Origin of the sequence: Streptomyces sp. BB1-1-1 (genome assembly GCF_031597775.1) — a bacterium.
Lineage (GTDB): Bacteria > Actinomycetota > Actinomycetes > Streptomycetales > Streptomycetaceae > Streptomyces > Streptomyces thinghirensis.
In genome coordinates this window covers 4,482,292-4,503,044 of the sequence record NZ_CP134203.1, presented here as the reverse complement: position 1 = coordinate 4,503,044, position 20,753 = coordinate 4,482,292, and the positions used below count along the sequence as shown (strand labels likewise).

The window sequence follows — 20,753 nt, the reverse complement described above, 5'->3', positions numbered from 1 at the left end:
CTCACATCTGGGACATTTTTCTATGCGCAAGAAGACGTTCGCCGCGGCCGCACTGCTCGCCGCCGCCTCCCTGACCCTGACCGCCTGCGGCAGCGGCGCCGACAGCGACGCGCCCGTCACCGTGGTATCCGAGGACACCGGCCAGCAGGCCGCCACCGTCCTCGACAAGCCGTTCGAGAAGCCCGACCTGGTCCTCACCGACACGAAGGGCAAGGAGTACGACCTCCGCGAGCGGACCGCCGGCAAGCCCACCCTGATCTACTTCGGCTACACCCACTGCCCCGACGTCTGCCCCCTGACCATGAACAACGTCGCCGTGGCCAAGAAGCAGCTGTCCCAGGCCGAGCAGGACAAGCTTCAGATCGTGTTCGTCACCACCGACCCGGAGCGCGACACCCCGGCCGCGCTCGGCAAGTGGCTCAAGGGCATCGACCCGCAGATCGTCGGTCTGACCGGCGAGTTCGACACCATCCAGGCCGGCGCCCGCACCCTGGGCATCTCCATCGACCCGCCGACCAAGGACAAGGACGGCAAGGTCGTCTCGACGCACGGCACCCAGGTGGTCGCCTTCTCCCCGAAGTCCGACGCCGGCTACGTCCTCTACGGCGAGGACGCCACCGTCGAGGACTACACCAAGGACCTCCCCAAGCTCGTCAAGGGGGAGAACCCGTGACAGGCCGTCCCACCCTCGCCGCCGTGACGATGATCGGCGCCCTGGTCCTCGCGGGCTGCGGCGACTCGGACCCCGGCTCCGGCTCCTCGGCCGCCGGTGCCGACCTCTCGGTCGGCGCCGCCTACATACCGCAGCCGGTGTCCGACTCGATGGCGGCGGGCTTCCTCACCATCACCAACAAGGGCGACGCCGAGGACGAGCTGACCTCCGTCACCAGCGAGGCCGGAGACGTCACCGTCCACGAGACCGTCGACGGGACGATGAAGGAGGTCGACCGCCTCCCCATCCCCGCCCACGGCCGACTCGTGTTCAAGAGCGGCGGCAACCACCTGATGTTCGAGAAGCTGAAGCAGCAGCTCAAGCAGGGACAGACGGTCTCCGTCGAACTGCGCTTCGCCCACTCCGGCCCCGTCACGGTCAAGCTGCCCGTGAAGGCGGCCACTTACCAGCCCACCACCGGACACTCCGGACACTGAGGGAGGGACCACCTTGACGCAGACCATCGCCCCGCGCGTTCGGACCCTGGTGCTGCTGCTCCTGGCCGCGGCCTGCGCGCTGCTCGCCGGCGCCGGGCCGGCCTCCGCGCACGCCGCGCTGACCGGCAGCGACCCCGGACAGGGGACGGTGGTCGACAAGGCTCCGGCCCAGGTGTCGCTCACCTTCTCCGAGTCGGTCTCCATGGACGACGACTCGCTGCGCGTCCTCGACCCCAAGGGCGAGCGCGTCGACGACGGCAGGCCGTCCGGCACGGGCGGCACGAAGTACACCGTGAAACTGCACGCGGGGCTGCCCGACGGCACGTACACGGTGACCTACCAGGTCGTCTCCGCCGACAGCCATCCCGTCGCCGGCGCCTACACCTTCTCCATCGGCGCCCCGTCCGAGACCTCCGTCTCCGTCTACGGCACGGAGGCGGGCGGCGGGGCCGTCGGCTGGCTGTACGGCCTCGGACGGTACGTGTCGTACGCCGGATTCACCGTGCTGGTGGGCGGCGCCGCCTTCGTCCTCGCCTGCTGGCCGCGCGGCTCCGGCGTCCGGGCCGTGCAGCGGCTCGTGGTCTCCGGATGGCTCGCGCTGACCTCCGCCACCCTCGTACTGCTCCTGCTGCGCGGCTCCTACACCGGTTCCGGGAAGCTCGGCGACGTCTTCGACCTGAACCTGCTCGGCGAGGCGCTGCAGACCAAGACCGGCGCCGCGCTGGTCTCCCGGCTGCTGCTGCTCGCGGCGGCCGCGCTCTTCGTCGCCGTGCTCTTCGGCGCCTACGACAAGCGGGAGGACGAGGAGAAACGGGACCTGACCTTCGGGCTCGCGGTCGGCGGCGCCGTGGTGGCGGCCGGGCTCGCGGCGACCTGGGCGATGTCCGAGCACGCCTCGGTCGGCCTCCAGGCCGGTATCGCCATGCCCGTCGACATCGTCCACCTGCTCGCCGTCGCCACCTGGCTCGGCGGGCTCACCGCCCTGCTCGTCGCCCTGTACCGGGCGCCCGCGGACACGCCCGTCGCGGCCTCCGCCGTAAGGCGGTTCTCCCGCCTCGCCTTCGGCAGCGTGATCGCGCTGGTGGTGACCGGCACCTACCAGTCCTGGCGCCAGCTCGGCTCCTGGACGGCCTTCACCGACACCCGGTACGGGCAGCTGCTCCTCGTCAAGATCGGGCTCGTGGCGGTGCTGGTCGGCATCGCCTACCTCTCGCGCCGGTGGACGGCACAGCTGGCACAGGCGGTGCCGGCCATCGCCCGTCAGCGGGAGAAGGAGCAGGTCGGGGCGTCCGACGGCCGTAAGACCGCGGAGGCGAGGTCCGCGGAGAAGGCGAGATCCACCGAGAAGGCGAAGGCCGCCGAGAAGGTGCCCGGGGCAGCGAAGGCTTCCGGACAGGGCTCCGGGGCCTGGGCCGCGAAGGGCTCCGAGGCCGCGAAGGGCTCGGGTACCTCCCAGCGCGACGCCCAGCTCGCCCGGCAGCGCGCGGCCGTGGACGCCGCCCGGCAGAAACGGCAACGAGACGCCGACCCACACCGCTTCGGACTGCGCCGCTCCGTGCTCGCCGAGGCGGGCATCGCCGTCGTCCTGCTCGCCGTCACCACCGTCCTGACCCAGACCGAGCCCGGCCGGACCGAGGAGGAGGCCAAGGCCGCCAACCCGTCGTCCGCCGCCACGACCGGACCCTCCTCCGGTGCGGTCACCCTGGACATGCCCTTCGACACCGGCGGCCAGAACGGCAAGGGAGTCGTACGGGTCGAGCTCGACCCCGCCCGGGTGGGCGCCAACGACATGCACCTCTACGTCGAACGCCCGGACGGCAAGGCCTTCGGCATCCCCGAGGTGAAGGTCGCCTTCACCCAGGAGGCCAAGGACATCGGGCCGCTCCCCGTCGTCCCCGACCACATCACGACCGGACACTGGTCGGCGAGCGGGGTGCAGATCCCGATCGCCGGGGACTGGGAGGTCGCCGTGACCGTCCGGACCTCCGACATCGACCAGGTGACCGTCTCGAAGAACGCGCAGATCGGCTGAACCGCACCATGGCTGACCAGTCCATCCCGGAGGCCCGTACCCCCGAGGCGACCCGCGGGGCGCCCGGCGGACCCGGGCCGCTCGACTCCGAGAACCCCACCCCGCGCCAGGGCGTCTCGCGGCGGCGGCTGCTCGGCACCGCAGGCGCCACCGGGCTCGTACTCGGCGCGGCCGGCGGCGCCGCGGGTTACGCCGCCGCGCCCTCCGCGGCCACGCCGCTCACCTCGCTGGGCGACGAGGAGGTGATGTTTCACGGGAAACATCAGCCCGGCATCACCACCCCGATGCAGGCCTGCGGGCATCTCGTCGCGTTCGACCTGGCGGCGGGCGCCGGCCGCAGGGAGGCCGCCGCGCTGCTGCGCCGCTGGTCCGAGACCGCCCGGCGGCTGATGGCGGGGGAGCCCGCCGGTAGCCGTGACACGGGCGTGGCTCGGGACGCGGGGCCCTCCTCGCTCACCGTCACCTTCGGATTCGGGCACAGCTTCTTCGGCCGGACCGGCCTGGACGAGCACCGCCCGGTAGCTCTCGACCCGCTGCCCGACTTCTCCTCCGACCACCTCGACAAGAACCGCAGCAACGGCGACCTGTGGGTGCAGATCGGCTCCGACGACGCCCTGGTCGCCTTCCACGCCCTGCGCGCGATCCAGCAGGACGCCGGGTCGGCCGCCCGTGTCCGCTGGCAGATGAACGGCTTCAACCGCTCACCGGGCGCCACCGCCCACCCCATGACGGCCCGCAACCTCATGGGCCAGGTCGACGGCACCCGCAACCCGAAGCCCGCCGACGCCGACTTCGACCAGCGGATCTTCGTCCCCGAGAAGAACGAGAAGAACGAGCAGGCATGGATGGCGAACGGCTCCTACGCCGTCGTACGCCGCATCCGCATGCTCCTCGACGACTGGGAGAAGCTTTCGGTCAAGGCCCAGGAGGACGTCATCGGGCGCCGCAAGTCCGACGGGGCCCCGCTGTCCGGGGGCAGCGAGACGACCGAGATGGACCTGGAGAAGACGGACCAGGCCGGGAACCTGATCGTCCCGATCAACGCCCACGCCCGCATCACCCGCCCCGACCAGAACGGCGGCGCGGCCATGGTCCGCCGACCCTTCTCGTACCACGACGGCTTCGACGCGGACGGGGTCCCCGACGCGGGACTGCTCTTCATCTGCTGGCAGGCCGATCCGCTGCGCGGCTTCGTGCCTGTGCAGCGCAAGCTGGACCGGGGTGACGCCCTTTCGCGGTTCATCCGGCACGAGGCGAGCGGTCTGTTCGCGGTGCCGGGCGGGGCGGCGGAGGGAGAGTACGTGGGACAGCGGCTGCTGGAAGGGTGAAACCGGCCGGGAGCCACCCCGAAGAGCGGGTTGCGCGAGACGCGTGAGCCCGGTCTCCCGGGGCCTATTAGGGTGAGGTCATGCCAGCCAGTTACGCGTATCTCGGCCCCGAAGGCACCTTCACCGAAGTCGCTCTGCGCACACTTCCGGAGACGGCGACCCGGGAGCTGGTCCCCTACGTCTCCGTCCAGTCCGCGCTCGACGCGGTCCGCACCGGCGAGGCCGAGGCCGCGTTCGTGCCGATCGAGAACTCCGTGGAAGGCGGCATCACCACCACCCTCGACGAGCTGGTCGCCGGCCAGCCGCTGATGATCTACCGCGAGGTGCTGCTGTCCATCACCTTCGCGCTGCTGGTCCGCCCCGGCACCAAGCTGTCGGACATCAAGACGGTCACCGCCCACCCGGCGGCCCAGCCCCAGGTACGCAACTGGATCAAGGCGCACCTCCCGGAGGTCGCCTGGGAGTCGGCCGCCTCCAACGCCGACGGCGCCCGCCTGGTGCAGGAGGGACGTTACGACGCGGCGTTCGCCGGCGAGTTCGCCGCGGCCCGCTACGGCCTGGAGGTCCTGGAGGCCGACATCCACGACGCGGAGAACGCCCAGACGCGCTTCGTGCTGGTCGGCCGGCCCGCCAGGCCCGCGGCACCGACCGGCGCGGACAAGACGTCGGTCGTGCTCTGGCAGCGCGACGACCACCCCGGCGGCCTGCGCGACCTGCTGAGCGAGTTCGCCACCCGGGGCGTCAACCTGATGCTGCTGCAGTCCCGGCCCACCGGTGCCGGCATCGGCAACTACTGCTTCTGCATCGACGCCGAGGGCCACATCTCCGACCGCCGGGTGGCCGATGCCCTCATGGGCCTGAAGCGGACCTGTCTCCAGGTGCGCTACCTCGGGTCGTACCCGCGGGCGGAGGTCGAGCCGGCGGACGTGGACGCGCTGCGGCGGGGCACCTCCGACGAGGACTTCGTGGCGGCGGCGGACTGGGTGGCGCGCTGCCAGGACGGCCGTTTCTGACGGCCGGAACCGGCCAGTCCTACCTGCTGATTTTCGTTGTCCACAGGAGCACTCCGAGTTATCCACAGGTCCGCTTCTCGACCTGGGGACAAGTCGACAACGAAGTGGTACTCAGTCGACAAATCCCCCTACAGCCCCCCACTTCGTCCACAGGCGCCCAGGCCACCCTTCGTCCACCTGTTTCTCGCCCGGCATCCTCCGGAGTGACACCGGGTGTCCCATTTCCACTCGAAAGTGGGGGCGCGAAGGGTTTGGGTGGCCCATCTCAGGAATTGGGAATGATCACCTCCGCGAGTCCACAGATCTTTCGCACAGCCTGTGGATAACTTTTCCGGGCTGGGGATTCCTGTGGACAGACGAGCGCACGGGAGGCCTCAAGTCCCGCTCTCCACAAGGAAATCCGGTCAACCAGCCGCTCGTCGACCGCTTCGTTCCGGGGAATGGGGCGCCTTTCATTGACCCGCGCGAACCACACGCTTACAAGGACCACATACGACGCAATTCCCGCATAGCGGAGCGTGCGGCCCGCGTTCGGCAATAGTGAGTCGAGACCCGTCACCGCACACCGGTAGCCTTGACCGCGTGATTGACCTTCGCTTGCTCCGTGAGGACCCCGACCGTGTGCGCGCGTCGCAGCGCGCCCGTGGAGAGGATGTCGCGCTCGTCGACTCCCTCCTGTCCGCCGACGAACGGCGCAGGTCGTCCGGCGTCCGCTTCGACGAGCTGCGCGCCGAGCAGAAGGGCCTCGGCAAGCTCATCGGCAAGGCCTCCGGAGACGAGAAGGCCGAACTGCTGAAGCGGGCGAGCGGACTCGCCGCCGACGTCAAGGCTGCCGACGCCGAGCGCGACGCCGCCGACGCCGAGACCCAGGAGCTGCTCCAGCGGCTCAGCAACCTCGTCCACCCCGACGTGCCCGTCGGCGGCGAGGAGGACTTCGTCACGCTGGAGACGCACGGCACGCACCGCGACTTCGCGGCCGAGGGCTTCGAGCCCCGGGACCACCTGGAGCTGGGCCAGCTGCTCGGCGCAATCGACGTCGAGCGCGGCGCCAAGGTCTCCGGCTCGCGTTTCTACTTCCTGACCGGCGTCGGCGCGCTCCTGGAGCTGGCCCTGGTCAACGCGGCGATCGCCCAGGCCACGGCGGCCGGCTTCACGCCGATGCTGACCCCGGCGCTGGTGCGCCCGCAGTCCATGGCCGGCACCGGCTTCCTGGGCCAGGCCGCCCAGGACGTCTACCACCTCGACAAGGATGACCTGTACCTGGTCGGCACGTCCGAGGTGCCGCTCGCCGCGTACCACATGGACGAGATCCTCGACGCCGACCGCCTGCCGCTGCGCTACGCCGGCTTCTCGCCCTGCTTCCGCCGCGAGGCGGGCTCGCACGGCAAGGACACCCGGGGCATCTTCCGGGTGCACCAGTTCGACAAGGTCGAGATGTTCTCCTACGTCCTCCCCGAGGACTCGCAGGCCGAGCACGAGCGCCTGCTGGAGTGGGAGAAGCAGTGGCTGACGTCGCTGGAGCTGCCGTTCCGGGTCATCGACGTCGCCTCGGCGGACCTGGGTTCCTCGGCCGCGCGCAAGTACGACTGCGAGGCGTGGATCCCGACCCAGGGCAAGTACCGCGAGCTGACCTCGACCTCGGACTGCACCGAGTTCCAGTCGCGCCGGCTGTCGATCCGGGTCCGTGAGGACAAGAAGGTGCGCCCGCTGGCGACGCTCAACGGCACGCTGTGCGCCGTACCGCGCACGATCGTGGCGATCCTGGAGAACCACCAGCAGGCCGACGGTTCGGTGCACGTGCCCGAGGTGCTGCGCCCGTACCTGGGCGGCCGGGAGGTCCTGGAGCCGGTGGCCAAGTGACTGACACCGGCTCCGCCACGGGTCCCGGCACCGGTTCGGCCGGGGGTTTCCCGTACCGGCTGATCGCGACCGATCTCGACGGCACGCTGCTGCGCGGCGACGACACGATCTCGCCGCGTACCCGCGAGGCGCTCACCGCGGCCACCGCGGCGGGCGCGGCCCACATCGTGGTCACCGGCCGCGCGGTCCCGTGGACCCGGCACATCCTCGACGACCTCGGGTACGACGGACTGGCCGTCTGCGGTCAGGGCGGTCAGGTCTACCACGCCGGGGAGCACCGGCTGCTGACCTCGGTCACACTGGACCGTCAGCTGGCCGGGGTGGCACTGGCCAAGATCGAGGCGGAGACCGGCCCGCTGTACCTGGCCGCGAGCCGTGACGGCCTGGACGGCGACGTCCTGGTCGGCCCGGGCTACGCGGTCGGGGGCGACCTGCCCGCCGTGCCGTTCACCGACGCCTCGGACCTGTGGTCGGCGCCGCTGAACAAGATCTACATCCAGCATCCGACCCTGTCGGACGACGAGCTGGCCGAGGCTGCCCGGCGCACCGCGGGCGGCTTCGTCACGGTGACCATGGCGGGCGCGGGCGTCGTCGAACTGCTCCCCCTCGGCCTGTCCAAGGCCACCGGGCTGTCGCTGGCGGCGCGCCGGCTGGGGCTGAAGGCCGCGGACACGATCGCGTTCGGCGACATGCCCAACGACGTCCCGATGTTCGGCTGGGCCGCCCGGGGTGTGGCGATGGCCAACGCCCACGAGGAGCTGAAGGCGGTGGCCGACGAGGTGACGTCCTCGAACGACGAGGACGGTATCGCGGTGGTGCTGGAGCGGCTCGGGGCCTGATCCCGGCCCCGAGAACCCGAGGCCTCAGACCAGGTCTCACCCCCAGCTCTCTCAGATCGGGTCTCTGAGACCAGGGGCTCCAGCCGCACGGTCCGGACGGCGCCGGCGTCCCCGTCGGTCGGCCCACGCGAGGCGTCTCGCGTGCTCGAAGCGGCCGCCCGATTCGCCGACGCCGTCCGGCCTCGTGCATGCACCACAGTGCCGGTACGGAAAGCCGGGCGCCACCGATTAAAAGCGGACGTACGCCGCCTTATCGTCGGCGCCACCTGCGACGGCGGCTCTTGCTGAAGAACCATCCGGCGGGCGGCTCGTCGGAGCGCCACGGCTGCGGCTCCGGCTTCTCACGGCGCCAGCGGGCGGCGAGCATCCGGGCTCGGGCCGACGGCTCGGAGGTACCGGCGTCGCGTACGAACTCCTCGTCCAGGACGAGCCCGTCCCAGGCGTCGTCACCGGCGCCGTCCGTGATGCCGTGCCCGGCGGCGCTACCGGCGCCGTCCGTGGCCCCGTGCTCGGCCCCGTGCCCGGCGGCGCTACCGGCGCCGTCCTCCGGCTGTCCGCGGCCGTCCTGCTGAGGTGTGTGACCCGCCATCCCGGTTCCTCCCAGCCCTGCGTCCCCGGTGTCTCCCCCGTACGTTCCTCGGCCCAGTGTGACCGGGCCGGGGTGAAGGTCCCGTCAGGACCGGGACCCGGTCACTCCTCCCCGGCGAGCTTCAGCGTCCGCAGCTTCTGGCCCGCGTACCAGGTCGCGAGCACGGTGACCCCGGCCAGCAGAACCGTCGCGGTCGGCAGGCCGACGTCGGAGGTCACCAGGTTCCCGTCGGCGACCTTCTGGGCCACCGCCAGCGACCACTGCTGGACGCTCAGGGTCCGGGCGCCGGGCACCAGGGAGCCGAACAGGGCCTCCCAGACGAGGGCGTAGACGAGCCCGAAGACCACCGCGTGCCGGGACACCGTGCCCAGCAGCAGGAACAGCGCGGCGTAGGCGATGGAGGCGACCAGCGCGGCGATGGTGTAGGCGACGGCGACCTGCTGGCCGTTGCCGTTGAGGATCAGGCCGGCGAGCAGGGTGGGCACGGCGGAGAAGACCATCGTCACGGCGATGGCGACGATCAGCTTGGTGAAGATGATCGTCGGCCGCTTGATCGGCTTGGACAGCAGGTACACCACCGAGCCGTCGTCGATCTCCGGGCCGATGGCTCCGGTGCCGGCGATGACACCGATGATCGGCACCATGGTGGCGAGGGCGAATCCGCCCAGCACGTCGGCTGCGGTCTGGTCGTCGGCGCCGGCGAGTGCGCGCACCGCCACGGCGATGACGAGCAGCAGCAGGGGCAGTACGCCCAGGATGAGGGCCCGGCGGCGGCCGAGCAGGGCTCGGTAGGTGAGTCTGGCGACTGTGGGGTCGTACATTCTTCGGCCTCCTACGCCGCGACGAGATACGAGAAGACGGACTCGAGGGACTCGTCGGACGGCGAGACCGTGAGCAGCCGGATGCCGTGGTCGCGGGCGACCTTCGGCAGCAGGGCCGTGAACCGGCCGAAGTCGACGGCCTGGACGCGCAGCGCGCCCTCGGCGAGGTCGACCTCGATGCCGGACGTCGACGGGTCGGCGATCAGCGCCGCCGCGAGAGCCCGGTCGTCGCTGGAACGCACCAGGTAGCGGTGCGGCCGGTCGGTCATCAGGCGGCGGATCTTGCGGAAGTCACCGCTGGCCGCGTGCCGTCCGGCGACGATGACCTCGATGTGCCAGGCGAGTTGCTCGACCTCTTCGAGGATGTGCGAGGAGAACAGCACCGTGCGGCCCTCGTCGCCCATGCGGCGCAGCAGGTCCATCAGCTGCATGCGCTGGCGCGGGTCCATGCCGTTGAAGGGCTCGTCCAGCAGGAGCAGCGAGGGATTGTGGACGAGGGCGCTCGCCATCTTGACGCGCTGCCGCATGCCCTTGGAGTACGTGGCGATCTTCCGGTCCTGCGCGTACTCCATCTGGACCGTGGCGAGCGCTTCGTGGGCCGCCTTGGCGCCGAGGCCGTGCAGTTCGGCGTTGGCCAGGACGAACTCGCGGCCGGTGAGGAAGTCGTACATCGCCTCCCGCTCGGGGACGATGCCGATGTGCTTGTAGATGGCCTCGTTGCGCCAGGTCGGCTGCCCGTCGAGGGTGACGCTGCCGGTGGAGGGGGCGAGGAAGCCGCCCATCATGTTGATGAGGGTGGACTTTCCCGCGCCGTTGGGGCCGAGCAGGCCGGTGACGCCGGGGCCGATCGTCATGGTGATGTCGTTGACGGCGACCACGTTGCCGAACCAGCGGGAGACGTGGTCGATGTTCAGCGTGGTCACAGTCCCACCTTCTGGTAGCGGCGCATCAGCAGGCCGTAGGCGCCGGCGATCAGGCCCAGGGTGACGAGGACGTAGACCGCGCCCTCGCCGTTGCTCGGGCCGACCCCGCCGGGGAAGGCCGAGGTGGCGCCCAGGAAGGCGGACTGCACGCCGTCGATGAGGGTGATCGGCGAGAACAGGCCGATCCAGGCGACGGACCCGGAGCTGCCCTGGACGTCCGCGATGGCCTGGAGCGTGGAGACCGCGCCGTAGGTGATGGTCAGGACGGCGATGACGGCCGCGATACCGAAGCCGCGGCGCGGGGTGACCGACGCGACCACCAGGCCGAGGCCGGCGAAGAGCAGCGAGAGCAGTGCCACGGAGACGAGTCCCTGTGCGAACCCCTTGGTCTGGTCCGCGAAGTCGAGTTTGGCGAGCAGCGCGCCCACATAGAGCACCAGCAGGGGGGCGGCGGTGAGGATGAACAGGGCCGAGGCCAGCGACGCGTACTTGGCCCGGACGTAGTCGGCGGTCTCGATCGGCCGCGAGAAGTACAGCGGCACGGTCTTGAAGCGCAGGTCGCGCGAGACGGACTGGGGTGCCTGCGAGGCGACGTAGAGGCTGATGACGGCCTGGAGGACGATCGCGTAGCGCGTGTAGTCCAGGGGCAGGTCGTTCGCCTTGGTGGCGACGGCGACGGCGACCATGATGGCCGCGGGCAGGCACATCACCACGAAGAGCAGCATCGGCAGCACCTTGGACTTCGCCGAGCGGCCGAGGCCGTAGGCGCCGCGCAGGGACTGCGAGTACAGCGAGCGGCGGGCGTAGGCGCGGCCGAGGCGAGGGCCGTCGTAGCTGCGGTAGCCGATGTTGTGGATGCGGGTCTGGTCACCCGGCACCGTGGCTGTGGGCTGTTCAGCTGCCATGGCCGACCGCCTCCTTCCGTTCTGCGTCGCTGTCCTGGAAGACCTCCGAGATGTGGTGCCGGCGCTGCTCCATGCGCACCAGGCCGAGGCCGAGGTCGGCGATGACGTCCCTGACCAGGTCGTAGGTCTCCTCGCCCGCCGCGGTGAGCAGCAGGACGTGGCCGGCGCCGGGCAGGCCGCTGCCGTCCTGGACGGTCACCCCGCGCGCGTCGAGCGCGTCGCGCACCGCGCGGGTGCCGTCGGGGTGCTCGTCGGTGTCGGTGACCTCGATCGCGAGGGTCGTCGTGGTCTGGGTGAAGTCCGTGGTGGAGCTGGAGCGCAGCAGCTTGCCGCCGTCCACGACGACGACGTGGTCGCAGGTGCGTTCCAGTTCACCCAGCAGGTGCGAGGTGACCAGGACGGAGATGCCGAAGTCGGTGTGGATCCGGCGGATGAGGCCGAGCATCTCGTCGCGGCCGACCGGGTCGAGACCGTTGGTGGGCTCGTCGAGGAAGACCAGCTGGGGGTCGTGGACGAGGGCCTGCGCGAGCTTCACGCGCTGCTTCATGCCGGTCGAGTAGCCGCCTATGGGCCGGTAGCGCTCCTCGTACAGGCCGACGTGGCGCAGGGTGTCGGCCGTGCGTTCGCGGGCGGCGGTGGGTGGCAGGCCGGACATGCGTGCCATGTGGACGACGAACTCGGTGGCCGAGACGTCGGGCGGCAGGCAGTCGTGTTCCGGCATGTAGCCGACTCGCTCGCGGATGTCGGCGCCCTTGGTCGCGACATCGAGTCCGAGCACTTCGGCCCGGCCCTCGGTGGCGGGAGACAGACCCAGCAGGATCTTGATCAGGGTGGACTTGCCGGCGCCGTTGGCACCGACGAGTCCGGTCACACCGGGTCCGACGTCCACGGAGAGCCGGTCGAGCGCGGTCACCCGTGGGTACCGCTTGCTCAGGCTTTCGGTCGCGATCACAGTCACATCCACGACAGTAGTGACGCGCGCCACTGAGGTCGTCAGACCGGAGAGCCGTCTTGGAGTCAGACTCGAGTAGTACGGGCCCGTAGGGGATGCCGTGCCTGAGAGCTACGGAGCGGTCTTCCGGGGCCGTGTGCCCTGCCCTCCGCCCGCACTATTGACGCGAGGTCTAACAGCTGGGAGATTCGGCGACGTCACGTTACGCGCGAGTAGCTCGGTCGCACGGACCGCGCCCGGCTCGTGGGCGTGTGGACGGACCGACGGGTGGGACGGGGTGGCATGACGACGGCAGTGACATCGGAACCGGGCGCGGAATTCCGCACGGAGCTGCGCGGATTCCGGCAGGTGCAGCGTCTCGCCTACGAGTGCGCCGAGGCCGTGGCGGCCCGGCTGGAACCGGGGGTGACCGAGCGGGAAGCGGCCCGCATGCAGCGCGAGTGGCTGCGGGAGCGGGGCGTGCGGGACTGGTTCCACCTGCCCTTCGCCTGGTTCGGCGACCGCACGGCCTTCACGGACTTCCGCGTTCCGCTGCAGTTCTTCCCCACTGGGCGCCGGCTGGAGGCGGGCATGCCGTTCATCCTGGACATGGCCCCGGTGTACGGAGGTTTCACCGCCGACATCGGCTACTCCGGCTCGCTCGGCCCCAATCCCGTGCAGCGGCGGCTGATGGCCGACCTGGAGGCGCACCGCGAGCTGATCCTGCGCGAGGTGCGCGATCGCCGCCCGCTGCGGCAGATCTACGAGGACGTGGACCGGCTCATGGTCCGCCAGGGCTACGCCAACCGGCACCGCGCCTACCCCTTCGGCGTGATCGCCCACAAGGTCGACCGGGTGCGGGAACGACGCCTGTCGCCACGCCTGTTCGGCTTCGGCACGCAGGCGCTCAAGGGACTGGCGAGCGACGCGCTGCACGGCCACCGCGAGGGCTGGTCCCCGCTGTGGTCGCCGTACCGCTTCTCCGACCACCCGCCCCGGCCGGGGCTGTGGGCGGTCGAACCCCACCTCGGTTTCCGGGGCACCGGCGCGAAGTTCGAGGAGATCCTCGTCGTCACCGACTCCGCGGACCCCGAGCAGAGCGCCTTCTGGCTGGACGACGATCTGCCGCACGTGCGGCGCTGGGCGGAGGAGAAATGACGGTGCTGGACGGTGCGCGGGAGCGCTGGGTGCACACGGGCGGGGTCGAGCTGTGCGTGGCCGAACTGGGCGACCCGCACCAGCCCACGGTCGTCCTGGTGCACGGCTACCCGGACAGCAAGGAGGTCTGGTCCGAGGTCGCCAACCGCCTCGCCGACCGCTTCCACGTGGTCCTCTACGACGTCCGGGGCCACGGCCGGTCCACCGCGCCGAGCCCGCTGCGCGGCGGGTTCACGCTGGAGAAGCTGACGGACGACTTCCTGGCCGTGGCGGAAGCCGTCAGTCCCGGCCGGCCCGTGCACCTGGTGGGCCACGACTGGGGCTCGGTGCAGTCCTGGGAGTTCGTCACGGTCAAGCGCACCGAGGGCCGCATCGCCTCCTTCACCTCGATGTCCGGTCCGTCCCTCGACCACTTCGGCCACTGGATCAACAGGCGTCTGAGGCGCCCCACCCCGCGCCGGGTCGGCCAGCTCCTCGGCCAGGGCGCCAAGTCCTGGTACGTCTACCTGCTGCACACGCCCGTACTGCCCGAACTGGCCTGGCGCGGCCCCCTGGGGAAGCGCTGGCCGGGCATCCTGCGACGCGTCGAGAAGGTGCCCGGCGGCGACTACCCGACCCCGTCCCTGCCGTCGGACGCGGCGCACGGGGCGTGGCTGTACCGGGACAACGTCCGGCCCCGGCTGCGCCGCCCGCGCGACGACGCCTACGCGCACGCGCCCGTGCAGCTCATCACGCCCCTCGGCGACGCGTTCCTGTCGGAGCGGCTCTACGACGACCTGGAGCTGTGGGCACCGCGGCTGACCCGCCGCACGCTGCCTGCCAAGCACTGGGTGCCGCGCACCCGTCCGGACCGGCTCGCGGAGTGGATCACGGAGTTCGTCACCGCCGTCGACGGCGGCCGGCCCGAGGCCGCGGCGAGCGGGAAGTACGCCGACCGCTTCGGCGGGCAGCTGGTGCTGGTCACCGGCGCGGGCAACGGCATCGGGCGGGCCACGGCGTTCGCTTTCGCCGAGGCCGGCGCACGCGTGGTGGCCGTCGACCGGGACGCCGAGGCCGCCGCCCGTACCGCGGAGCTGTGCCGGCTGGTCGGTGCGCCCGCGGCCTGGGCGGAGACCGTCGACGTCTCCGACGAGCAGGCGATGGAGAAGCTGGCGGACAAGGTCGCCGCCGAGTACGGCGTGGTGGACGTCCTGGTGAACAACGCCGGGATCGGCATGTCGGGCTCCTTCTTCGACACCACGCCGGAGGACTGGAAGAAGGTCCTCGACGTCAATCTCTGGGGCGTGATCCACGGCTGCCGCCTCTTCGGCAGGCAGATGGCCGAGCGCGGGCAGGGCGGCCACATCGTCAACACCGCGTCTGCGGCGGCCTTCCAGCCCTCCAGGGCGCTGCCCGCCTACAGCACCTCCAAGGCGGCGGTGCTGATGCTGAGCGAGTGCCTGCGCGCCGAGCTGGCCGGGCAGGAAATCGGCGTCACGGCGGTGTGCCCCGGCCTCGTCAACACCAACATCACCTCCACGGCGCACTTCGCGGGCGTCGACGCCGACGAGGAGAAGCGACGGCAGCGGCGCACGGCGCGGTTGTACGGGCTGCGCAACTACCCGCCGGAGAAGGTGGCCGACGCCGTCCTGGAGGCGGTCGTGCGGAACAGGGCCGTGGTCCCGGTGACGCCGGAGGCGCGTGGCGCCCATCTCTTGTCCCGGTTCGTTCCAGGAGCGTTGAGGCGTCTCGCGCGTGTGAAGCCGCCACTGTAGTTTCCACAGACTGTGCCAACCAGCCTGTGGATAACCGCACTTGGCTGTGGATCAAACCTCGGCTGCAAAATCGATCGCGTGACGCGCGCCTCTCTCGGCACGCTGATTCCATGCAACAGGAACACGTGGACGACAGGCGCACCGTGAAGGTGTCCAAGTATCTGTCGAAGCATCTGCGCCACCAGCCGGAGAGAATCGGGCTCGCGCTCGACGAGGCCGGCTGGGTGGAGATCGACACGCTGATCGCCGCAGCCGCGGCGCACGGCTTCCGCTTCACCCGCGAGGAACTCGACCACGTGGTCGCCACCAACGACAAGCGGCGCTTCGCGATCGAGGGCACCCGTATCCGTGCCAGCCAGGGCCACACCATCGACGTGGACCTCGCCCTGCCCGCGGCGACCCCGCCGCCGTTCCTCTACCACGGGACCGTGGCCCGGCACCTGGACGCGATCCGCGCCGAGGGGCTGAGGCCGATGAACCGGCACGACGTGCACCTCTCGCCGGACCGAGAGACCGCGACCCGGGTCGGTGCCCGCCGTGGCCGACCGATCGTGCTGTCGGTGGACGCCGCCGCCATGCACCGCGACGGCCATGTCTTCCACGTCAGCGCCAACGGGGTCTGGCTGACGAAGAGCGTGCCACCGCGGTATGTGCGCGTCGCGTACGGTGACGCCGGTGGTTGTTTCACGTGAAACGGGGGCCGGCCGCATAGGCTCGGAAGCATGAGTCTGCGTCTGAGCACCGTCATCCTCCCGTACCGCCGCTGGCACGAAGGCGGCCGTGCGACCTGGACGCGTGCCGAGCAGCTCGGTTTCCACACCGCGTACACCTACGACCATCTGTCCTGGCGGAGCTTCCGGGACGGCCCGTGGTTCGGTGCCGTGCCGACGCTCACCGCTGCCGCGGCCGTCACCGAGCGGCTTCGCCTGGGCACCCTGGTGACCTCGCCGAACTTCCGGCACCCGGTGACGCTCGCCAAGGAGCTGATCTCCCTCGACGACATCTCCGGCGGCCGGGTCACGCTCGGCATAGGAGCGGGCGGCACGGGCTTCGACGCCACCGCGCTCGGCCAGGAGCCGTGGACTCCCCGAGAGCGGGCCGACCGGCTCGCCGAGTTCCTCCCGCTGCTCGACCGGCTGCTGACCGAGGACGCCGTGTCGTACGAGGGCGACTACTACTCGGCGCACGAGGCGCGCAACATCCCGGGATGCGTGCAGCGACCCCGGCTGCCGTTCGCGGTGGCCGCGACCGGCCCGCGCGGGCTGCGGCTCGCCGCGCGGTACGGACAGGCATGGGTGACCACCGGGGACCCGAAGCTGTACGAGAACGGCACTCCCGAGCAGTCGGACCGCGCGCTGCGGGAGCAGGGCGACAAGCTGGCCGACGCCTGCGCCGCGATCGGCCGCGAGGTGAGTGAGCTGGACAGGGTCCTGCTCACCGGCTTCACACCCGACCGCAGCCGGCCGCTGGAGTCCGTGAACGCGTTCGTGGACTTCGCGGGCAGGCACCGCGATCTGGGCTTCACCGAGCTCGTCGTCCACTGGCCGATCCCCGACTCGGACTTCACGGCGGACGAGAAGATCTTCGAGCGGATCGCCATGGAGGCGCCGGCGCAGCTGAAGGAATGAGAGCCGTAGCTCACAGATGTGCGGACTCGCGCACGGTCGTGCAGGCATATGCGTGACAATGACCCGGTGACCTCAGCGACCCGACAGCCCGAGCCCCCGGCCGCCGCCACCCGCCCGCGGCTCATCGCCACCGACCTCGACGGCACCCTGCTGCGCGACGACAAGTCGGTCTCACCGCGCACGGTCGCCGCGCTGGCCGCCGCCGAGAAGGCGGGCATCGAGGTCTTCTTCGTCACCGGCCGCCCCGCCCGCTGGATGGACGTCGTCAGTGCCCACGTCCACGGTCACGGCCTCGCCATCTGCGGCAACGGCGCCGCTGTGGTCGACCTGCACGGCGGCCCCGGCGCCCACCGGTTCGTGAAGGTCCGGGAGCTGGCCCGGGACAACGCGCTGGACGCCGTACGACTGCTGCGCGAGGCGGCGCCCGGCACGGTGTACGCGGTCGAGCAGACGTACGGCTTCCATCAGGAGCCTGCGTATCCGAAGCTGCACATGGAGGTCCCCGACGACCTCCTGCCCGCCGAGGAGATCCTGGCGCCGGGCGGTCGCGCCGCCGCCGAGCCGGTCCTCAAGATCCTCGCCTTCCATCCCGAGCTGGACCCCGACGGCTTCCTCACGCTGGCCCGCCTCGCCATCGGCGACCGTGCCAACGTCACCCGGTCCAGCCCCAGCGCCCTGCTGGAGATCAGCGGGCCGGAGGTCTCCAAGGCCAGCACGCTCGCCCTGTGCTGCGCCGAGCGCGGCATCTCGCACGAGGAGGTCGTCGCCTTCGGTGACATGCCGAACGACGTTGAGATGCTCACCTGGGCGGGGCGGTCGTACGCCATGGGCAACGCGCACCCGGACGTGATCGCCGCCGCGTCGGGGCGGACGGTGGCCAACAACGACGACGGGGTGGCGGTCGTGATCGAGCGGATGCTGACGGACCTGTCCTAGCGGCCGGCGCCGTCAGAGCGGCACACCACGTTGTGACAGCCACGGCACCGGGTCCAGCCCCGAGCCCATCTCCGGGGTGACCCGTACCTCGAAGTGCAGGTGCGGTCCGGTGGAGTTGCCGGTGCTGCCCGACTGCCCGACCCACTGGCCGGGACGGACCCGGTCGCCCTGGTCGACGGCGACAGCGGCGAGGTGGGCGTACTGCGTGTAATAGCCGCCCGCGTGCTGGACCACGACCTGGATGCCGAAGGCGCCACCGCACGACACCTTCACCACCCGGCCCGTGCCGACCGACCGCACCGGTGTGCCGACCGGCACCGCGAAGTCCTGGCCGGTGTGCCGGGTCGCCCACCGGCTCCCGCCGCTGCCGAAGGACGCCGACAGCTCGTACGTCTCCACCGGGGCCACCCAGGACCGGCTGGAGCGCCCGCCCGGCTGGTCGAGGCGGACCGCGCCGGGACACGAACCGGCCGCGACGGAGGCGTCCGCCTGCCCCTCCAGCCGTGACCGCGCCGCCTCCAGCTTGCCCTCGATCTTCTTCTTCAGTTCCGCCAGACCGGCGTTGCGCGCCTCCAACGCCTGCCAGGCCGCCTGCGCCTTGGCCTCGTCGGCGGCGAGGCGGGCCTCGGCCCGCAGGCTCTTGCCGATGGCGTTGTTGACAGCCAGATCCGCGCGGGAGAGCGCTCGCTGACCTCGCATCAGTTCGTCGTGATCCTCCGCGAGGATCATCTGCGCGGTGAGCGGGAGCCCGCCACCGCTGCGGTACTGGGCGCGGGCGATGCGGCCCAGGTCTTCGTGCATGGCGTCGATCTTCTGCCGCTGCCGGTCGAGCCGTTTCTCGTACTCGAGGGCCTTCGACCGCTGCGCCTCGGCCTCGCGCCGCCCCTCCTCGTACTGCTGGGTGGCCCTGCCCGCTTCTTCGTACAGCCGCGCCACCTGAGCGCCGAGAGCGGGGCCGGAGCCGCCGTCCTCGTCCATGGCGTCGGTGGGGCGGGCCGCGAGCACGGCGAGCGCGCACAGCAACACCGGCACGAGCAGCGGATGGCGGCGAGGTGAGCGCATGTCAGCGATCGTGGACCGAACGGGGGCGCACGGTCTTGTTCAGGTCGTACGAGCGGGGGACCGATTGCTGCACTCGGCTCAGTGCGGCTGCTGCACATGGGGCAACACCGCGTCGGCAGCCCTCAGTACGGTGCTTCCCACAGCACCGTCGTGCCGGCGCCGTCCGCACCGATGCCCGGCCCGAGCCGACTGGCGCCGCCGACGGTCTCGGCTCGGCGCTCGAGGTTGTGCAGGCCGCTGCGCCGACCGCCCTCGGGGATGCCGACGCCGTCGTCCGCGACGGTCAGCCGCACGCCCCACCGGCCGTCCGCCAGAGTCGCCGTCGCGTCGACGACCACTTCGATCCGGGTGGCGTGGGCGTGCCGGAAGGCGTTGGACAGGGTCTCGCGCAGCGCCGCGATCAGGTTCTTGCCGGTCAGCTCGCCGACGGCGGCGTCCACGGGGCCGACGAAGTGGTGCGAGGGCGTGAACCCGAGCGGGACCGCGGCCATGGTGATCTCGCGCAGCACACGGGTGCGCAGCCCCACGGGCGCCTCGGCCGGCTGCCGCAGCGCGAAGATCGCCGAGCGGATCTCCTGGATGGTGACGTCGAGTTCGTCGACGGCCCCGCCCACCCCGTCGCGCACCTCGGGGACGACCGACCTGCGCTGGGCGCTCTCCAGCATCATCCCCGTGGCGAACAGCCGCTGGATGACGAGGTCGTGCAGGTCCCGGGCGATGCGGTCGCGGTCCTCGTACACCGCGAGCCGCTCCCGGTCGCGCTGGGCGTCGGCCATCATCAGCGCCAGCGCGGCCTGCGAGGCGAACCGGTCGCCGAGTGCGCGTTCCGCCCGGGTGAACGGGCGATCCCCCCGGGCGCGGGGCATGACGAGGCTCCCGAGGACCCGCCCGTCCCGGCACAGGGGCAGCAGCATGACCGGACCGTAGGCGCGCACCGGCCCGGCCTCCAGGCGCGGGTCGGTGGCGGCGTCGTCCACGAACAGGGCTCGCCCCGCGAGTAGTTCGGCGACGATGCCGTTGTCCGGCGGGATGACTCTGCCCAGGTCATTCGTGGGATGCTCCGCTGCCACGGCCGCGATCTCCAGCCCGCCCCCGTCGGCCGGCAGCAGCACGATTCCGGCGGCCGCTCCGGAGAGCCGGCGCGCCTGTTCGGCGACGACCTGGAGGGCGTCGTCGATGTCGCCGCCGGACAGCAGCGCGGTGGTCACGGCGACCGACCCGTCGATCCAGCGCTCCCGCTGCCGGGCGGCCTCGTACAGACGCGCGTTGCCGATGGCGATGCCGGCCTCCGTGGCCAGGACGCGGACCATGGCGAGGTCGTAGTCGTTGAACGGCTCACCCGCGTGCTTGTCCGTCAGGTAGAGGTTGCCGAAGATCTCCCCCTGCACACGGATGGGGACGCCGAGGAAGGCGTGCATCGGCGGGTGGTGCTCGGGGAAACCGCACGAGCGCGGGTCCTCGCTCAGGTCCGTGAGCCGGACCGGCTCCGGGTCGCGGATGAGGGCGCCCAGCAGGCCCTTGCGGCCGTCGGGCAGGTGGCCGATGCGTCGGGCGGTCGCCTCGTCGACGCCGTGGTGCACGAAGTCGGCGAGGCCGTCACCGTCCTCGGCCACGACGCCGATGGCCGCGTACCGGGCGTTCGCCAGGTCGGCCGCAGTCTCGCAGATCCGGTTCAGCGTGGAGTGCAGCTCCAGTCCGCTGCCGACGGACCGCATCGCGTCCAGCAGTCTCGGTACCCGTGCCAGGAGCTCGGCCGATACCTCCTCGCGGTGCGGCGGGGGGCCGGGAGGCGGTGCTGGGGGCATGACCCGAGCCTAATGAGCCC

The 20,753-nt window shown here is 71.4% G+C and carries 19 protein-coding genes; 12 read left to right on the top strand and 7 right to left on the bottom strand.

The features are described from left to right. Positions 1-22 precede the first annotated feature (22 nt). From RI578_RS20690 to RI578_RS20660, 7 genes are all read left to right on the top strand, one after another. A complete protein-coding gene (locus RI578_RS20690) occupies positions 23-673 on the top strand; it encodes an SCO family protein (protein WP_310872446.1) in 651 nt (216 codons plus the stop codon). 29 nt (positions 674-702) lie between these two features. Continuing rightward, positions 703-1,149 (top strand): copper chaperone PCu(A)C, encoded by a 447-nt coding sequence (locus RI578_RS20685; RefSeq protein WP_310875820.1) that lies wholly within the window; start codon positions 703-705, stop codon positions 1,147-1,149. A gap of 13 nt (positions 1,150-1,162) precedes the next feature. Further along, positions 1,163-3,181: a copper resistance protein CopC gene (locus tag RI578_RS20680; protein ID WP_310872445.1), complete on the top strand. Its 2,019-nt coding sequence runs from the start codon at positions 1,163-1,165 to the stop codon at positions 3,179-3,181. A gap of 8 nt (positions 3,182-3,189) precedes the next feature. After that, entirely contained in the window at positions 3,190-4,509 is a 1,320-nt protein-coding gene (efeB, locus tag RI578_RS20675; protein ID WP_310872444.1) for an iron uptake transporter deferrochelatase/peroxidase subunit, read from the top strand. A gap of 80 nt (positions 4,510-4,589) precedes the next feature. Continuing rightward, the gene (pheA, locus tag RI578_RS20670) at positions 4,590-5,522 is read left to right on the top strand and encodes a prephenate dehydratase (RefSeq protein ID WP_121747937.1); all 933 of its coding nucleotides are present in this window, start codon (positions 4,590-4,592) and stop codon (positions 5,520-5,522) included. A 582-nt stretch (positions 5,523-6,104) separates the two neighbouring features. Then, complete coding sequence (serS, locus tag RI578_RS20665) at positions 6,105-7,382, top strand: serine--tRNA ligase (protein WP_121747938.1); 1,278 nt, start codon at positions 6,105-6,107, stop codon at positions 7,380-7,382. Then, complete coding sequence (locus RI578_RS20660; protein ID WP_310872443.1) at positions 7,379-8,221, top strand: HAD family hydrolase; 843 nt, start codon at positions 7,379-7,381, stop codon at positions 8,219-8,221. The genes serS and RI578_RS20660 overlap by 4 nt, the downstream gene beginning before the upstream one ends. A 250-nt stretch (positions 8,222-8,471) precedes the next feature. On the opposite strand, the gene RI578_RS20655 is transcribed toward RI578_RS20660, so the two are convergent. The 5 genes from RI578_RS20655 to RI578_RS20635 all read right to left on the bottom strand — a co-directional run bounded on the left by RI578_RS20655 (position 8,472) and on the right by RI578_RS20635 (position 12,411). Further along, complete coding sequence (locus RI578_RS20655; protein ID WP_310875819.1) at positions 8,472-8,687, bottom strand: hypothetical protein; 216 nt, start codon at positions 8,685-8,687, stop codon at positions 8,472-8,474. A 224-nt stretch (positions 8,688-8,911) separates the two neighbouring features. Then, complete coding sequence (locus RI578_RS20650; protein WP_310872442.1) at positions 8,912-9,631, bottom strand: ABC transporter permease; 720 nt, start codon at positions 9,629-9,631, stop codon at positions 8,912-8,914. A gap of 11 nt (positions 9,632-9,642) precedes the next feature. Next, entirely contained in the window at positions 9,643-10,554 is a 912-nt protein-coding gene (locus tag RI578_RS20645) for an ABC transporter ATP-binding protein (protein WP_121747942.1), read from the bottom strand. Beyond that, entirely contained in the window at positions 10,551-11,459 is a 909-nt protein-coding gene (locus RI578_RS20640; protein WP_310872441.1) for an ABC transporter permease, read from the bottom strand. Before RI578_RS20640 ends, RI578_RS20645 begins: the two co-directional genes overlap by 4 nt. After that, complete coding sequence (locus RI578_RS20635) at positions 11,449-12,411, bottom strand: ABC transporter ATP-binding protein (protein WP_310875818.1); 963 nt, start codon at positions 12,409-12,411, stop codon at positions 11,449-11,451. The genes RI578_RS20640 and RI578_RS20635 overlap by 11 nt, the downstream gene beginning before the upstream one ends. Positions 12,412-12,693: 282 nt before the next feature. On the opposite strand from RI578_RS20635, the gene RI578_RS20630 reads away from it, so the two are divergent. The 5 genes from RI578_RS20630 (at position 12,694) to RI578_RS20610 (ending at position 17,866) form a co-directional block, all read left to right on the top strand. After that, a complete protein-coding gene (locus tag RI578_RS20630) occupies positions 12,694-13,548 on the top strand; it encodes a M24 family metallopeptidase (RefSeq protein ID WP_310872440.1) in 855 nt (284 codons plus the stop codon). Continuing rightward, complete coding sequence (locus tag RI578_RS20625; RefSeq protein ID WP_310872439.1) at positions 13,545-15,302, top strand: SDR family oxidoreductase; 1,758 nt, start codon at positions 13,545-13,547, stop codon at positions 15,300-15,302. Before RI578_RS20630 ends, RI578_RS20625 begins: the two co-directional genes overlap by 4 nt. A 110-nt stretch (positions 15,303-15,412) precedes the next feature. Then, positions 15,413-15,994, top strand: a complete 582-nt coding sequence (locus RI578_RS20620; protein WP_310872438.1) for an RNA 2'-phosphotransferase — start codon at positions 15,413-15,415, stop codon at positions 15,992-15,994. A gap of 30 nt (positions 15,995-16,024) precedes the next feature. Beyond that, positions 16,025-16,930, top strand: a complete 906-nt coding sequence (locus RI578_RS20615; protein WP_310872437.1) for an LLM class flavin-dependent oxidoreductase — start codon at positions 16,025-16,027, stop codon at positions 16,928-16,930. 48 nt (positions 16,931-16,978) lie between these two features. Further along, positions 16,979-17,866 carry an HAD family hydrolase gene (locus tag RI578_RS20610; RefSeq protein WP_310872436.1) on the top strand — a complete coding sequence of 296 codons (888 nt, stop codon included), beginning with the start codon at positions 16,979-16,981 and terminating at the stop codon, positions 17,864-17,866. A 12-nt stretch (positions 17,867-17,878) separates the two neighbouring features. Here the strand turns inward: RI578_RS20610 and RI578_RS20605 are convergent, their stop codons facing one another. Then, positions 17,879-18,928, bottom strand: a complete 1,050-nt coding sequence (locus RI578_RS20605; RefSeq protein ID WP_310872435.1) for a peptidoglycan DD-metalloendopeptidase family protein — start codon at positions 18,926-18,928, stop codon at positions 17,879-17,881. Positions 18,929-19,050: 122 nt separating this feature from the next. Then, positions 19,051-20,733, bottom strand: a complete 1,683-nt coding sequence (locus tag RI578_RS20600; RefSeq protein ID WP_310872434.1) for a GAF domain-containing protein — start codon at positions 20,731-20,733, stop codon at positions 19,051-19,053. Positions 20,734-20,753: the final 20 nt, after the last annotated feature.

Bases quoted from the DNA above. Each gene is read 5' to 3' on its own strand.
- RI578_RS20690 (WP_310872446.1), top strand. From the start codon at position 23: ATGCGCAAGAAGACGTTCGCCGCGGCCGCACTGCTCGCCGCCGCCTCC.
- RI578_RS20685 (WP_310875820.1), top strand. From the start codon at position 703: ATGATCGGCGCCCTGGTCCTCGCGGGCTGCGGCGACTCGGACCCCGGC.
- efeB (WP_310872444.1), top strand. From the start codon at position 3,190: ATGGCTGACCAGTCCATCCCGGAGGCCCGTACCCCCGAGGCGACCCGC.
- pheA (WP_121747937.1), top strand. From the start codon at position 4,590: ATGCCAGCCAGTTACGCGTATCTCGGCCCCGAAGGCACCTTCACCGAA.
- RI578_RS20650 (WP_310872442.1), bottom strand. From the start codon at position 9,631: ATGTACGACCCCACAGTCGCCAGACTCACCTACCGAGCCCTGCTCGGC.
- RI578_RS20640 (WP_310872441.1), bottom strand. From the start codon at position 11,459: ATGGCAGCTGAACAGCCCACAGCCACGGTGCCGGGTGACCAGACCCGC.
- RI578_RS20630 (WP_310872440.1), top strand. From the start codon at position 12,694: ATGACGACGGCAGTGACATCGGAACCGGGCGCGGAATTCCGCACGGAG.
- RI578_RS20625 (WP_310872439.1), top strand. From the start codon at position 13,545: ATGACGGTGCTGGACGGTGCGCGGGAGCGCTGGGTGCACACGGGCGGG.
- RI578_RS20620 (WP_310872438.1), top strand. From the start codon at position 15,413: ATGCAACAGGAACACGTGGACGACAGGCGCACCGTGAAGGTGTCCAAG.
- RI578_RS20615 (WP_310872437.1), top strand. From the start codon at position 16,025: ATGAGTCTGCGTCTGAGCACCGTCATCCTCCCGTACCGCCGCTGGCAC.
- RI578_RS20610 (WP_310872436.1), top strand. From the start codon at position 16,979: ATGCGTGACAATGACCCGGTGACCTCAGCGACCCGACAGCCCGAGCCC.
- RI578_RS20605 (WP_310872435.1), bottom strand. From the start codon at position 18,928: ATGCGCTCACCTCGCCGCCATCCGCTGCTCGTGCCGGTGTTGCTGTGC.
- RI578_RS20600 (WP_310872434.1), bottom strand. From the start codon at position 20,733: ATGCCCCCAGCACCGCCTCCCGGCCCCCCGCCGCACCGCGAGGAGGTA.